The sequence below is a fragment of the Curtobacterium sp. MCPF17_018 genome (assembly GCF_003234135.1).
GTDB lineage: Bacteria > Actinomycetota > Actinomycetes > Actinomycetales > Microbacteriaceae > Curtobacterium > Curtobacterium flaccumfaciens.
Window position 1 is genome coordinate 19139 of the sequence record NZ_QKSJ01000013.1, and the last position, 12724, is coordinate 31862.

13 protein-coding genes are annotated in these 12724 nt (G+C 71.6%); 7 read left to right on the plus strand and 6 right to left on the minus strand.

Annotation, left to right across the window (positions count from 1 at the left end; genetic code table 11):
- Nucleotides 1-65 precede the first annotated feature (65 nt).
- Together DEJ27_RS14355 and DEJ27_RS14360 are read right to left on the minus strand one after the other, a co-directional pair.
- Nucleotides 66-1025 (minus strand): AraC family transcriptional regulator, encoded by a 960-nt coding sequence (locus DEJ27_RS14355; RefSeq protein WP_110862277.1) that lies wholly within the window; start codon nucleotides 1023-1025, stop codon nucleotides 66-68.
- Nucleotides 1026-1073: 48 nt separating this feature from the next.
- Complete coding sequence (locus tag DEJ27_RS14360) at nucleotides 1074-2036, minus strand: sugar-binding transcriptional regulator (RefSeq protein WP_027466231.1); 963 nt, start codon at nucleotides 2034-2036, stop codon at nucleotides 1074-1076.
- Between the two features lie 192 nt (nucleotides 2037-2228).
- Here DEJ27_RS14360 and DEJ27_RS14365 point away from each other — a divergent pair, with 192 nt between their 5' ends.
- The gene (locus DEJ27_RS14365; RefSeq protein WP_111091245.1) at nucleotides 2229-3977 is read left to right on the plus strand and encodes a glycerol-3-phosphate dehydrogenase/oxidase; all 1749 of its coding nucleotides are present in this window, start codon (nucleotides 2229-2231) and stop codon (nucleotides 3975-3977) included.
- Between the two features lie 112 nt (nucleotides 3978-4089).
- On the opposite strand, the gene DEJ27_RS14370 is transcribed toward DEJ27_RS14365, so the two are convergent.
- Both DEJ27_RS14370 and ykgO read right to left on the minus strand, forming a co-directional pair.
- A complete protein-coding gene (locus tag DEJ27_RS14370) occupies nucleotides 4090-4746 on the minus strand; it encodes a histidine phosphatase family protein (protein ID WP_111091246.1) in 657 nt (218 codons plus the stop codon).
- Between the two features lie 28 nt (nucleotides 4747-4774).
- Nucleotides 4775-4897 (minus strand): type B 50S ribosomal protein L36, encoded by a 123-nt coding sequence (gene ykgO, locus DEJ27_RS14375; protein ID WP_071247691.1) that lies wholly within the window; start codon nucleotides 4895-4897, stop codon nucleotides 4775-4777.
- A 45-nt stretch (nucleotides 4898-4942) separates the two neighbouring features.
- Between ykgO and DEJ27_RS14380 the strand changes: the two genes are divergently transcribed.
- Nucleotides 4943-5971, plus strand: coding sequence for a GTP-binding protein (locus DEJ27_RS14380; protein WP_071405048.1), 1029 nt, complete (start codon nucleotides 4943-4945; stop codon nucleotides 5969-5971).
- Nucleotides 5972-6128: 157 nt separating this feature from the next.
- The gene (locus DEJ27_RS14385) at nucleotides 6129-6653 is read left to right on the plus strand and encodes a DinB family protein (RefSeq protein WP_111091247.1); all 525 of its coding nucleotides are present in this window, start codon (nucleotides 6129-6131) and stop codon (nucleotides 6651-6653) included.
- A gap of 285 nt (nucleotides 6654-6938) precedes the next feature.
- Here DEJ27_RS14385 and DEJ27_RS14390 read toward each other — a convergent pair whose 3' ends face one another.
- Complete coding sequence (locus tag DEJ27_RS14390) at nucleotides 6939-7901, minus strand: sugar-binding transcriptional regulator (RefSeq protein WP_110862283.1); 963 nt, start codon at nucleotides 7899-7901, stop codon at nucleotides 6939-6941.
- A gap of 115 nt (nucleotides 7902-8016) precedes the next feature.
- Here DEJ27_RS14390 and DEJ27_RS14395 point away from each other — a divergent pair, with 115 nt between their 5' ends.
- The 4 genes from DEJ27_RS14395 to DEJ27_RS14410 all read left to right on the plus strand — a co-directional run bounded on the left by DEJ27_RS14395 (nucleotide 8017) and on the right by DEJ27_RS14410 (nucleotide 11519).
- Entirely contained in the window at nucleotides 8017-8499 is a 483-nt protein-coding gene (locus tag DEJ27_RS14395; protein ID WP_110862284.1) for a ribose-5-phosphate isomerase, read from the plus strand.
- Between the two features lie 80 nt (nucleotides 8500-8579).
- A complete protein-coding gene (locus DEJ27_RS14400; protein WP_146244707.1) occupies nucleotides 8580-9656 on the plus strand; it encodes an outer membrane lipoprotein carrier protein LolA in 1077 nt (358 codons plus the stop codon).
- A 38-nt stretch (nucleotides 9657-9694) separates the two neighbouring features.
- Entirely contained in the window at nucleotides 9695-10672 is a 978-nt protein-coding gene (locus DEJ27_RS14405) for an ABC transporter ATP-binding protein (RefSeq protein WP_111091278.1), read from the plus strand.
- The gene (locus tag DEJ27_RS14410) at nucleotides 10659-11519 is read left to right on the plus strand and encodes an ABC transporter permease (RefSeq protein ID WP_111091249.1); all 861 of its coding nucleotides are present in this window, start codon (nucleotides 10659-10661) and stop codon (nucleotides 11517-11519) included. Before DEJ27_RS14405 ends, DEJ27_RS14410 begins: the two co-directional genes overlap by 14 nt.
- Nucleotides 11520-11572: 53 nt before the next feature.
- On the opposite strand, the gene DEJ27_RS14415 is transcribed toward DEJ27_RS14410, so the two are convergent.
- Nucleotides 11573-12634: an NADP-dependent oxidoreductase gene (locus tag DEJ27_RS14415; RefSeq protein ID WP_111091250.1), complete on the minus strand. Its 1062-nt coding sequence runs from the start codon at nucleotides 12632-12634 to the stop codon at nucleotides 11573-11575.
- Between the last annotated feature and the right edge of the window lie 90 nt (nucleotides 12635-12724).

Sequence of the window (12724 nt, forward strand, 5' to 3'; positions counted from 1 at the left end):
ATCCCGACAACCGCAGCGCGATCCGTGTCACGGTATTCGGCGGAACGGCCTTCAGTGTCGGTCGGTCAGCGCCCTCGCAGCGACTCGCTCGGCAGTTCGCCGAAGCGGCTGCGGTAGGTCGCCGAGAAGCGCCCGAGGTGCCCGAAGCCCCACGTCCGGGCGACCTCGGCCACCGTCGTCTCGTCGAGGCCGCTGCCGACCAGGTCGGTCCGCGCACCGTCGAGTCGCACGCCGCGCAGGAGTTCCCCCGGCGTCTGGTCGAGGTGCCGGCGGAGGGACTGCTGCAGCCCGCGCGGGCTGAGTCCCGCCGCCGCAGCGATGTCCGGGGTACCGATCGCTTCGCGCGCGTGCTCGTGCACGAACTCGAGCGCCCGACGCAGGCGGTCGTGCTCGGGGCCACTGCCGGACACCGTCGCACGCCACTTGCTGCGCTGCGGGAACGCCCGGATCGCCGCGGTGGCGAACGCCTCGGCGATGTCGTGCTGCACGCTCGGGCTCATCGACCGGTCGACGTCGAGCCACGTGGCGGAGTACTTCCGCACCACCGAACGCCACAGCGCGATGCCGTCGGCCGTCGGACGGCGCATGGGCTCGAAGGCGAAGTCGTCGTCGCCGGCGACCGCCCGGACGAAGTCGCGGTCCAGGTGCACCAGGTTCAGGGCGATGTCCCGGTGGTGCAGGGCGTAGGGCTCGGCGAAGGGCAGCACGACCGGCACCCCGGCCTCGAGCTCGTGGGTCTCGCCGCCCGAGGTGATCCGGCTCGAACCGCTCCGCATCCAGGCGACCAGGAACTCGTCGTCGACCTGGCTCTCGCTCCGCAGGTCGACCATGAACCGCGACGACCGCAGCGACATCCGTTCGTCACCGACGCCGGCGAAGTCCCAGTAGGCGTTCTCGTGGGTGCGACGGACCAGTGGTGCACGGAAGTCGTAGTCGCCCGTGAAGAACGCAAGCGCCTGATCGACGTCGCTGCCGACCATCCGTCGGAAGTACCGCTCACCGGGCTGTTCGAGAGAAAGCACCATGCTCGAGAACTTACGACGGACCACCGACAAACTGCGTCAGGTCCTGACTCAGGGCTGCAGGATCGCCTGCCCCACGCTCTCGTCCAGGATCAGGTCCGTGATGAGCCCGGCGGCCAGCGCGCCCCGCAGCGACGCCGCCTTCGACCGCCCGGCGACGACGCAGACCCGCCGCGGCGCGCGCTTGATCGTGTCGAGGTCCGGAGCGCCGGCCCGTGCGTTCACCCCGATGTCCTTCCACGAGCCGTCGGCCCGGTAGAACACCGTCGAGACGTCCCCGACGACCCCCGCCTGCGTGAGCTCGTCGCGGTCCTCGGGGTCGAGGTACCCGCCGGAGTACACGTGCGAGGGCACCGGGGCCTGCGGGGCACCGACGCCGAACACCACGAGGTCCATCCGCTCGTGCAGGTCGAGCACACGGCGGATCGATCGCTCGCGGAACAGGGCCTCCTTCGTCGCGGGGTCGTCGAAGAACGCCGGCACCGGGAACTGCTGCACGAACGCCCCGTAGGCCTCGCCGAACCGGCGCAGGATCTCGGACGCGTAGACGATGCCGGTGGTGCGGGTGTTCGCGGCGCCGTTGATCTGCACGATCGTCGAGCCGTGGGTGGTCTTCGGCACCAGGTAGCGGCTGACCGCGCTCACCGTCGAGCCCCACGAGATCCCGATCACCATGTTCGACTCGACGTACTGCGTCAGGATCCGGGCGGCGGACAGGGCGACCCGCTCGAGCCGGTCGACGTCGCTCGTGTGGTCCGGCACCGGGACGACGTGCGCGTGCACCCCGAAGCGGGAGCGGATGCTCCGGCTCAGCGCAGCGGCCTGGTCCAGGGGAGAACGGATCTGGATGTCGACGAGCCCGGTGTCCCTGGCGTACTTCAGCAGGCGCGACACCGACGAGCGCGAGGTGCCGAGTTCGTCGGCGATCGCGTCCATCGTCAGGTCCTGCAGGTAGTACAGGTGGGCGGCGCGCAGCGCCTGCTGCGTGCGCATGGGCTGAGCCGCATCGCTCATGGTGCTCCGATCTGTCGAACGCAACCATGCACGGACGTGCAGGGCCTCTGCAACCCCTGCCGCGCCTCCCGACCGCCGTCTCGGGCCTGGACGACACGTGTGCTGCACGTTCGTGCACGCGAGTTGCCCGCCCTGTCGAACGAGCGCACGATCGATCCTGACCCCACGAACAGACGAAGGAAGCGACGAACCATGTCGAAGAAGACACAGCCCCGGAACACGGTGACCGCCCTCACCGAGCGCCCGAACGCGCAGGTCCTCGTCGTCGGCGGCGGCATCAACGGCATCGCGACGTTCCGCGACCTGGCGCTCCAGGGCGTCGACGTCGCCCTGGTCGAGCGTGGCGACTACGCCTCCGGCGCCTCCGCGGCCTCGAGCCACATGATCCACGGCGGCATCCGCTACCTGGAGAACGGCGAGTTCCGCCTGGTGCGCGAGAGCGTGCAGGAGCGCAACGGCCTGATCCGCATCGCCCCGCACTACGTCAAGCCGCTGCAGACGACCATGCCGATCTTCTCGACGTTCTCCGGCATCATGAACGCCCCGCTGCGCATGCTGACGCACAAGCAGCGCTCCACCAAGGAGCGCGGCGCGATGCTCATCAAGATCGGCATGACGATCTACGACTCCTTCTCGCGCGACGGCGGCTCCGTCCCGAAGCACGTCTTCCGGACCAAGAAGGCCGCGCTCGAGGACATGCCGGCCCTCAACAAGGACCTGAAGTACACGGGCACCTACTACGACGCGAGCGTGCACGAGCCCGAGCGCCTGGCCCTCGACGTCCTGAAGGACGGCCTGACCGCCGGCACCGGGACCGGCTCCGCCGCGACCGCACGCGCCACCAACTACGTCGAGGCAGCCGGCACCCGCGACGGCGGCGTCCTGCTGCGCGACCGCGAGACCGGCGACGAGTTCGTCTTCACCGCCGACGTCGTGATCAACGCCTCCGGCCCCTGGACCGACCTGACGAACGAGGCGTTCGGCGGCGAGACGAAGTTCATGGGCGGCACGAAGGGCTCGCACATCGTCGTGCACAACGACGAGCTGCTCGAGGCCACCAAGGGCCGCGAGCTGTTCTTCGAGAACGACGACGGCCGCATCGTCCTCATCTACCCGCTCAAGGGCCGGGTGCTCATCGGCACCACCGACATCGACGCCGACCCCGCGAAGCCGGTCACGACGACCGACGAGGAGATCGACTACTTCTTCGGGCTCGTGAAGCACGTGTTCCCGCAGATCGACGTCACCCGCGACCACATCGTCTACAGCTACTCCGGCATCCGTCCGCTCCCCCGCCACGAGGACACCGCCCCCGGCTTCGTGTCCCGTGACTACCGGATCGTGGACACCCAGATCGCCGGGCTGCCGAAGTCGACCGTGCTGTCGCTCGTCGGTGGCAAGTGGACGACCTTCCGTGCCCTTGCTGCACACCTGTCCACCGAGGCGACGACCAAGCTCGGCATGAGTCGCAAGGTCGACACCACCGGCATGCCGATCGGCGGTGGCAAGGAGTTCCCGACCACCGACGCCCAGCGCGCCCTGTGGATCAAGTCGCACCGCGACGGCCTGGACGAGCCCATGGTCGAGGGGCTGCTCGAGCGCTACGGCACCCGTGCCGCCGAGGTCGTGGACGTCCTGACCGACGGCCCGGTCGAGCCGCTCGAGTCCGACCCGTCGCTCACCCGCGCCGAGGTCGCGTACTTCGCCCGCCACGAGCAGGCCGTCCACCTGGTCGACGTCGTCCTGCGCCGCACCAACCTGGCGTTCGTCGGCGGGGTCACGATCGACCTGCTCGACGAGCTGGCCGACGTGCTCGCCGAGGCGCTCGGCTGGACGACCGAGGAGCGCGCGGACGAGGTCCAGCGCACGCTCGACGTGCTGCGTGAGTCACACGGCGTGATCGTGCCGCTGACGTCCGCATCGGCGTCGCAGCTCGCGTAGTCGACGCGACCGACCACGGACGGGAGGCGCGGTGCCGGCTGGCACCGCGCCTCCCGTCTGTTCGTGGTCGCGTTCGCGAGCCGCTGTTCGCGTCGGCGACCCGCTGGTCGCGTCAGAAACGCTCGCCGGTGGGGTCGAGCGCCGTGCGGTCGATGAGCTGGTCGCCGCCGACCGGCTCGCCTTCCCAGTCGACCAGGCGCCAGCCGTCGGCTAACGAGCCCTCGAGCTCGACGATGCCGGTGTTCTCCAGGTGCCGCTTCGTGCCGAAGTGGTCCGGGGTGTTCTGCGCAGCTGCGCTCGCCCACGTGCGGATCGCAGCACCGTGGCTGACGGCAGCGGCGACCGCGACCCCGGTTGCCTCGATCTGCCGGACGGCGTCGTCGTAGCGCTCGAAGAACTCGGTGCCGCTCTCGGCACCGGGCATCCGGGTCGTCCGGTCGCCGCCGGACCAGCCGTGCACGGTGGAGATGTAGGTCTGCACGGACACCTCGTCGTTCTTACCCTGGGTGTCGCCCGCCTCGATCTCGCGCAGGCCCGGCAGCACCACGGGCTCGAGGCCGAGCGAGGTCGCGAGGGGCGCCGCGGTGATCTGCGTGCGGACCATCGACGACACGAACAGCCGCTCGATCCCCCGGTGGGCGAGCGCTGCGGGCAGGGCGTCGGCCTGCTGCTGCCCGAGCTCGGTCAGCCCCGGTCCGGGCACCACGGCATCGAGGATGCCGTGCACGTTCGCGGGGGTCTGGCCGTGGCGGATGAGCAGCAGTCGCATCCCGCCACCCTACGGACCGCCGCCGACGTCAGCCCTGCCGGGTGTTCCAGCGGGGGTTCTTCTTGTTGATGACGTAGACGCGGCCCCGACGTCGGACCACCTGCGAGCCGGGGATCTGCTTCAGGGCCTTGAGGGAGTTGCGGACCTTCACGACGAGCCTCCTTGTTGAGAACGGTTGTCAGTTACAGTAGCGGACATGCGTGCTGCTGCCATCACCCTCGTCACCGCCCTGCACCAGGTCGACGCCGACCGCGTCGCCGCCCGGATCTCGGACGGGCACCGGATGCACGTCGCCGGGAGTGCCTTCGCCACCGCCCGCGCCGTGGCCGACCGCGCCGACCAGCTCGACCGGGTCTGCGGGCCCGACGCGGGCCACGGGCTCGTCGTCACCCTGCACCCGGGGGCCGACGCCCGAGCGGTCGGCATGCTGCTCGCCAACGCGGCACGGTCCGAGACCGGCGACGACCGGGTGCTCCGGCACGTCGTCGGGGTGCTGCGGGCGGACGACGTCGCGCACCTGCTGTGGTCGGACGTCGACGACGCCTTCGTGGCCGCGGACCGGATGGCCGCACTCGTCGAGTACGCGACGGTGATCGCCCTCGACCGCATCGAACCGCTGTCGGGCCGTCGGCGTCGGGCGCTCGTGTCACTGCTGCACCGGATGGCGCCCCAGGCCGTGATCGTCGCCCTGCCCGCGATCCGCAGCGCCGCCGACCTGCCGGCCTCGAACGGTGGAGCCGCGCGGGTGCTCGCCACCGGTGCGGGCTGGATGCGGGCGCTGTCGAGCGGTGCGGACACCGGGCGCGAGGCCCGCGACGCCCTGGTCTCGATGCGCTACCGGGAGCCGCTGCCGTTCCACCCCGGACGGCTGTCGTCCGTCATCGCCGACGACCTGTCCGCCGGGGTGAACGGCCGCGTGCTGCGGTCGCGGGGGTTCTTCCGCCTGGCGTCCCGGCCGGACCACGTCGGCTCGTGGTCGAGCTTCGGGTCGATGCTCGCGCTCGACCCCACCGCGAACCCGTCGTGGGACGCCGACGCCCCGATCGGGCAGGCGCTGTGGTTCGTCGGCGAGCAGCTCGACGTCCGGGCGATCGAGCGGGCGCTCGACGGGGCGCTGCTCACGCCGTCGGAGCTGCTCGCCGGGCCGGACGTGTGGCGCGGCTGGCCGGACCCGTTCCCGGTGTGGCCCGCGGTGGACCCGGCATCGGAGCACCGGCACGAGTGAGCGTGCGGGTGCGGCGCGGGCGGGTGCGGCGGTTCGGTGCGTGCGCATGTTGCGACAGAACGCGAGTCGAACGACGCGTGGATCGTCGCAGTGTGCCGCCGATCCGCACCGGTCCGGCGAACCCGGAAGCTGAGTAACGAGGCCGTACCATCGGCCCATGGCGATCGAACCCGAGACGAAGAACTGGACGTGGGTCATCGAGTCCGCGTGTCCCGAGTGCGGCTACGACGGCAGTGCGGTGACCGTCCGCGACGTGCCGGGCATCATCGACGAGAACACGGCCGGCTGGCCCGCGATCCTCGGACGCGACGACGTGCGGGACCGCCCCGACGACCACACGTGGTCCCCGCTCGAGTACGGCGCCCACGTGCGGGACGTGCACCGGAAGATGGCGGAGCGCCTCGAGCTGATGCTCACCGAGGACGCCCCCACGTTCCCGAACTGGGACCAGGACGCCACCGCCGTCGAGGACCGCTACGGCGAGCAGGACCCCGCGGTCGTCGCCGAGGAACTGCGGGAGTCGGCCGACCGCGCGGCCCGGGCCTTCGCGGCGGTGCCCGACGAGGTGCTCGAGCGCACCGGGCTCCGGTCCGACGGCAGCGCCTTCACCGTCGCGACGCTCGCCACCTACTACGCGCACGACCCGGTGCACCACCTGTGGGACGTGCGGCGCACGCCCTAGACGTGGGGACCACCGGCCTGGAGGCGAGATGCGGCCCCGCCCCGCGCCTCCAGGCCGCCTGCGGTCGCCCCCTGACCCGGGCGTACCTGCCGAAACCGGGCGTACCTACCGAAACCGAGCGTGCCTGCCGAAACCGGGCGTACCTGCCGAAACCGGGCGTACCTGCCGAAACCGGGCGTACCTGCCGAAACCGGGCGTACCTGCCACGAAGAAACGACCAGGTATGCCCGAATCCACCCTCCATCTCACGTGTGATGGGAAGGATCGGGCGCGGCGCCGGCTCGCTCAGGCGAGTGCGTCGAGCACGGCGCGCGCCGTCGCGGCGTCCGTCACCAGCTCGTTGACCAGCCCGCCCCGCACCGCAGCCACGATGCTCGTCGCCTTGGCGCCGCCCACGGCGACCCCGACCGCGTGCGGCACGGTCGACAGGATCTCGCGCGAGGTCCGCACCATCCGGTCACTCCCGGGGAACTCGATCGCCGATCCGTCCGCGGCGTAGAAGTTCAGGCAGACGTCGCCTGCCGCACGGTCGAACGCGACGTCCTCGACCGGGATGCCCCGGGCCAGGGCGTCCCGGGTGTGGGTCGGCGCCCCGATGCCGAGGATCGCGCCCTTCGCCCGGCTCCACAGCCCGACGACGTGCTGGAACGCCGGGTCCTGGTCGAGGGTGGACCGCATCACCGGGGACGGCAGCGCCTGGGCGAACAGGAATGCCGGGATCGCGCCGGAGTGCTCCGCGGCCGTCCGGGTGATCTCGTTCGTCTGGAACCACGGCATCGGGTCGGCCTGCCCGCCCACGGTCGGGACGAGCTGCACACCGGGCATGGTCGGCATGCCGGACCGTGCGACGTCGTACACGGTGCGGCCGGACGACATCAGGACGGCGTCGCCGGGGACGAGTCCCATGCCCTCGACCGCGGCGGCCAGCGGTGCGGCCAGGTCGGCGCCGAGCGTGGCGGCGTGGGTGACCGCGGCCAGGTGCACCGCGCGGAGCCCGAGCACGACCTGCAGCCGTTCGGCGAGCGCCACGGTCTCGTCCTGGAACGGGTCGACGACCTCGATGCGGACGAGTCCGGCCTTGCGGGCTTCGGCGACGAGCCGTGAGACGGTCGGGCGCGAGACGCCGAGGCGCGAGGCGATCTCGACCTGCGTGGCGTCCTCGAGGTAGTACATCCGCGCCGCCTGGTAGACGGTGTCCAGCGGGAACCGGGTGCGGGCTCCGTCCGGGGTGGGGGTCTCGGCCGACATGGTGCGATGCTACCGCCACGCGCGCCGCAGAAATTGTGTGCTGGACAGATGTCCACGGCCGTCGCAGACTGGTTCGGGAGCGCCCGGAACCTCGGGGCGCGGGAGGAGCACAGACATGACGTACCGTCTCGTGATCGGGTCCGACGACGCCGGGTTCGACTACAAGGAGATCATCAAGGCCGACCTGCTCGCCGACGACCGGGTGTCCGACGTGCGGGACGTCGGCGTCGACGCGGACGGCCACACCGCCTACCCGCACGTCGCCGTCGACGCCGCACGGCTGGTGGCGAACGGCGAGGCCGACCGGGCGATCCTGATCTGCGGCACCGGACTGGGCGTGGCGATCAGCGCCAACAAGGTGCCGGGCATCCGTGCCGTCACCGCGCACGACTCATACAGCGTGGAGCGCTCGATCCTGTCGAACGACGCCCAGGTCCTCTGCATGGGGCAGCGGGTCGTCGGCATCGAGCTCGCGCGTCGTCTGGCGAAGGAGTGGCTCGGCTACACCTTCGACACCTCCAGCGCGAGTGCCGAGAAGGTCAACGCGATCTGTGCGTACGACGGCAGCGCTCCCGCGGGCGTCGACGCACGGGGTTAGGCCGCCGCGCAACGCCCAGCTGCCTGTCGGGGGCCGGACGTACCGTACCCACGACTCCAATGCTCCACGAGGGGAACCCGATGAAGAAGTCAGCCTGGCTGCCAGCCGTCATCGCACCGGTCGTCGTCGCCGGCGCCGTTGCCGCCCCGATGATCGCGAACGCCGCGAACGACCCGATCGCGGGGACGAACCCCAGCGCCGCGGCCGTCATCGCCAGCATCGCGAAGTCGTCGGACGCCCAGTACTCGGGCAAGCTCTCGCAGACGAGCGCGCTGGGCCTCCCCGAACTGCCCACCGGGTCCGGCGGCTCCTCGCTCGAGGGCGACGCCTCCGACGTGCTCGGGCTGCTCACCGCGTCGCACACCGCCCGGGTCTACGTCGACGGCCCCGACAAGCAGCGCGTCCAGCTGACGCAGCAGCTCGCCGAGCAGGACGTCGTCCGCAACGGCTCGGACGTCTGGACCTGGGACTCGAAGGAGCGCTCGGCCACGCACGTGACCCTGCCGAGCGACACCGCGACGGACCTGCAGGACGGCACGACCACACCGGCCGACATCGCCCGGCAGGCCATCGACGCGATCACCCCGACCACCACCGTGTCGAAGCCGACCGAGGTCAGCGTCGCCGGACACGACGCCTGGCAGATCACCCTGACGCCGAAGTCGTCCGACACCCTCGTCGGAGCCGTGCGGTTGGCCGTCGACCAGCAGACCGGACTCCCGCTCCGCGCGAGCGTCCAGGCCGCAGGCGCGGACGACCCCGCGGTGCAGGTCGGGTTCACGAGCCTCGACTACGGCGCCCCGGCGGCCCGGCTCTTCGACTTCACCCCGCCGTCGAACGCAAAGGTCACCGAGAAGGACCTGTCCGACGCCGGATCGCACGCGAAGGGCGAGCACGGCGACCGCCGTGGCACCGCGAGCGGTGACGAGCCGACCTTCACCGGCACAGGCTGGAGCACCATCGCCGAGCTCCCCGCCGGCACCTTCGACCGGTCCGGGCTCGAGGGCGAGGCCTCCGGCCTGCTCGACCAGCTGACCAAGCCCGTCGACGGCGGCCGTGCCGTGCAGACGTCGCTCGTCTCGGTCTACCTGACCGACGACGGCCGCGTGCTCGCGGGTGCCGTGCCGGTCGCCTCCCTGGTCGACGCCGCGAAGTGAGCGCGGACGACCACGAGGTGAGCACCGCCGACCACGAGGTGAGCACGGCCGACCGCGGGGCGAGCACGGCGGCACCGGCGCCCGACCTGGCGATCCGCACCACGGGCCTCCAGAAGGTGTTCCGCAAGCAGCGTGCGGTCGGCGGGATCGACCTGGCGGTGCCGCGCGGCGCGGTGTTCGGGTTCCTCGGGCCGAACGGTTCCGGCAAGACCACCACGATCCGGATGCTGCTCGGGCTCTCGAGCGCGAGCGGCGGCACCATCGAGCTGCTCGGCGAACCGATGCCGAAGGCGCTGCACGACGTCCTGCCCCGCGTCGGCGCGCTCGTCGAGGGGCCGGCCTTCTACCCGTACCTGTCCGGCCGGGCCAACCTGCAGCGCTTCGACGCCGCCGACCCCACGTCGGACCCGCGCACCCGCAAGGCCCGCGTGGCCGATGCGCTCGACCGCGTCGGGCTGACCCACGCGGCGGACAAGAAGGCGCACGCGTACTCCCTCGGCATGAAGCAGCGGCTCGGGCTCGCGAACGCCCTGCTGTCCCCGCGCGACCTGCTGGTGCTCGACGAGCCGACCAACGGCCTCGACCCGCAGGGCACGCGCGAGGTCCGCAACCTCATCCGCTCCCTGGCCGACGACGGCACCACGGTGTTCGTGTCGAGCCACCTGCTCGCCGAGATCGAACAGGTCTGCACGCACGCAGCCGTCATGCGGACGGGCAAGATCGTCGCGCAGGGCCCCCTCGACGAGCTGCGCGCAGCCGGGGCCCGGACCGTGACCGTGCGGACGCCCGACGTCGGGCAGGCCGGTTCCGTCCTCACCCGACTCGGGCTCACCCCGCGGCACGACGGCGGGGCCGACGTGCTGGTGGCCGACCTGCCGAACGAGCTGCTGCCCGAGACGATCACCGCGGAGCTCGTGCGCGCCGACGTCCGGGTGCGCGGCCTGACGGTGGGCGGCGGCACCCTCGAGGACCTGTTCGTCGCACTCACCGGAGAGGGATTCGATGTCGCAGCCTGACGCGGCCGTGCGCGACCTGCCCGTCCGCCGCCGGCAGCGCCCGTTCGCACTGCTCGGTTCCGAACTCGCGCTGGTGTTCCGGCGTCGCCGCACCTGGGCGATGCTCGGGGCGCTCGCGCTCGTGCCGATCCTGATCGCGGTCGCCGTGAAGCTCACCACCGACGGCGACGACGGCGGGCCGGCGTTCCTCGGCGACATCACCAACAACGGCCTGTTCGTCGCGTTCACCGCGCTGACCGTGTCGATCCCGCTGTTCCTGCCGCTGACCGTCGGCGTGGTCGCCGGTGACACCGTCGCGGGCGAGGCCAGCCACGGCACGATCCGCTACCTGCTCGTCGCGCCGACGGGCCGCGTGCGGTTCATCCTGGTGAAGTTCGCCGGTGCCGTCGCGTTCTGCCTGGCCGCCACCCTGCTGGTGGTGCTGGTCGGTGCGGCGATCGGCGCCGTGCTGTTCCCGATCGGCCCGGTCACGCTGCTGTCCGGCACCCAGGTGAGCGGCTGGTCGTACGCCGGCCGCGCCCTGCTGCTCGCGCTGTACGTCGCCATGTCGATGCTCGGGCTCGTGGCGATCGGCATGTTCACCTCGACGCTGACGAACGTGCCGGTCGGCGCGATGGCCGCGACGGTCGTGCTCGCCGGGGCGTCGCAGGTGCTCGACCAGCTCCCCCAGCTCGACTGGCTGCACCCGTTCCTGTTCTCGCACCAGTGGCTCGGGTTCGGCGACCTGCTTCGCGACCCGATCTCGTTCGACTCGTTCGGGTCGAACGCGGTGCTGCAGCTCGGGTACGTGGTGGTGTTCGGCGCGCTGGCGTACAGCCGGTTCGCCTCGAAGGACATCCTGAGCTGACGCGGCAGGGGCCCGGCACGAAGGTTGTCGGGCCCCTGCAACGATCAGCTCGCTCAGCTCGCGGGCGACGCCGATCCGCCGGCCATCGTCTCCGTGTCGGTCCCCCGCGCATCGGCGTACCGGTCGCGCAGGTCACGTGCCTTCTCGGAGCGGTACCAGTCGAGCCGCGCCCCGGTCTCCACCGTCTGCATCCCGATCACGACCTTGCCGCGGGACTTCATCTCCGCCAGGTCCTCGTACGCCTCGACGATGTACTCGAACGGGTAGAAGCCCGAGATCAGGACCTGCACGCGGCGGTCCTGCACGGCCTTCGCCAGCAGGGTCAGCAGCTCGCGGGTCTCCTCGTCCTCGGCGGGCGCACGGAGGAACCGGACCTCGATGTCCCGGCGCTCCTCCGACGACACGAACCGCTCCTGGCCGACGCCGAGACGTTCGGCCAGCAGCTCGGCGTTGCTCTCACCGTGGTTGTCGACGAACGCGGTGATCGGCCGGCCGTCGGCGATGTCGCGGATGCGGTCCTCCTCGCCTTCGCCGTAGGCGACGGGCAGCGTGCCGATCTGCCGCAGGTAGTCGTGGTTGCGGGGGCTGCCGAGGGCGATCACGGTCGCGCCGGCGTCGTGCGCCAGCTGGCACTCGATGTGTCCGACGCCACCGGCTGCGGCCGAGATGACGACGGTGTCCTGCGGTCCGAGCCGGAGCGACCGGACGACCGACACCGCGGTGCAGCCCGCCAGGTACAGGCCGCCGGCGACCTCCCACCCGACGTGCTCCGGCTTCTTGATGACGGCGCCGCGCGGCACCGCGATCCAGGTGGCGTGGGCGCCGCCGGTCGGCGCGTGCCCCATCACCTCGTCCCCGATGCGGAGGTCCTTCACACCGTCCCCCCGCGCGCGCACGATGCCGGCGAAGTCGACGCCCTGGTGTGCGGGGAACTCGAGGTCGACGTGGTCGCGGAGCTTGCCCTCGCGCAGGAACCGCTCGATGTGGTTCAGTCCCGCGGCCACGATCTCGACGACGATCTCGCCCGGTCCGGCCTCGGGCTTCTGCTGGGGGACGAGCTCGACGACGTCGAAGTCGCCGTACCGGTCGTACTGCACTGCACTGCCGACTCGCATGGGTGCTCCTTCGCTCCAGGTGTGCGTCCGTGCTACTCGGTGTTCCCGCACGCAACCCGAAGACGTGGGGTACCGCGGCCGTGGACGGGA

Excerpts from the sequence above, each read along its gene's own strand:
- DEJ27_RS14380 (WP_071405048.1), top strand. The coding sequence starts at position 4,943 with ATGCGTGCTGCTGCCATCACCCTCGTCACCGCCCTGCACCAGGTCGAC.
- DEJ27_RS14410 (WP_111091249.1), top strand. The coding sequence starts at position 10,659 with ATGTCGCAGCCTGACGCGGCCGTGCGCGACCTGCCCGTCCGCCGCCGG.
- DEJ27_RS14370 (WP_111091246.1), bottom strand. The coding sequence starts at position 4,746 with ATGCGACTGCTGCTCATCCGCCACGGCCAGACCCCCGCGAACGTGCAC.
- DEJ27_RS14415 (WP_111091250.1), bottom strand. The coding sequence starts at position 12,634 with ATGCGAGTCGGCAGTGCAGTGCAGTACGACCGGTACGGCGACTTCGAC.
- DEJ27_RS14390 (WP_110862283.1), bottom strand. The coding sequence starts at position 7,901 with ATGTCGGCCGAGACCCCCACCCCGGACGGAGCCCGCACCCGGTTCCCG.
- DEJ27_RS14385 (WP_111091247.1), top strand. The coding sequence starts at position 6,129 with ATGGCGATCGAACCCGAGACGAAGAACTGGACGTGGGTCATCGAGTCC.
- DEJ27_RS14365 (WP_111091245.1), top strand. The coding sequence starts at position 2,229 with ATGTCGAAGAAGACACAGCCCCGGAACACGGTGACCGCCCTCACCGAG.
- DEJ27_RS14355 (WP_110862277.1), bottom strand. The coding sequence starts at position 1,025 with ATGGTGCTTTCTCTCGAACAGCCCGGTGAGCGGTACTTCCGACGGATG.
- DEJ27_RS14360 (WP_027466231.1), bottom strand. The coding sequence starts at position 2,036 with ATGAGCGATGCGGCTCAGCCCATGCGCACGCAGCAGGCGCTGCGCGCC.
- DEJ27_RS14395 (WP_110862284.1), top strand. The coding sequence starts at position 8,017 with ATGACGTACCGTCTCGTGATCGGGTCCGACGACGCCGGGTTCGACTAC.
- DEJ27_RS14400 (WP_146244707.1), top strand. The coding sequence starts at position 8,580 with ATGAAGAAGTCAGCCTGGCTGCCAGCCGTCATCGCACCGGTCGTCGTC.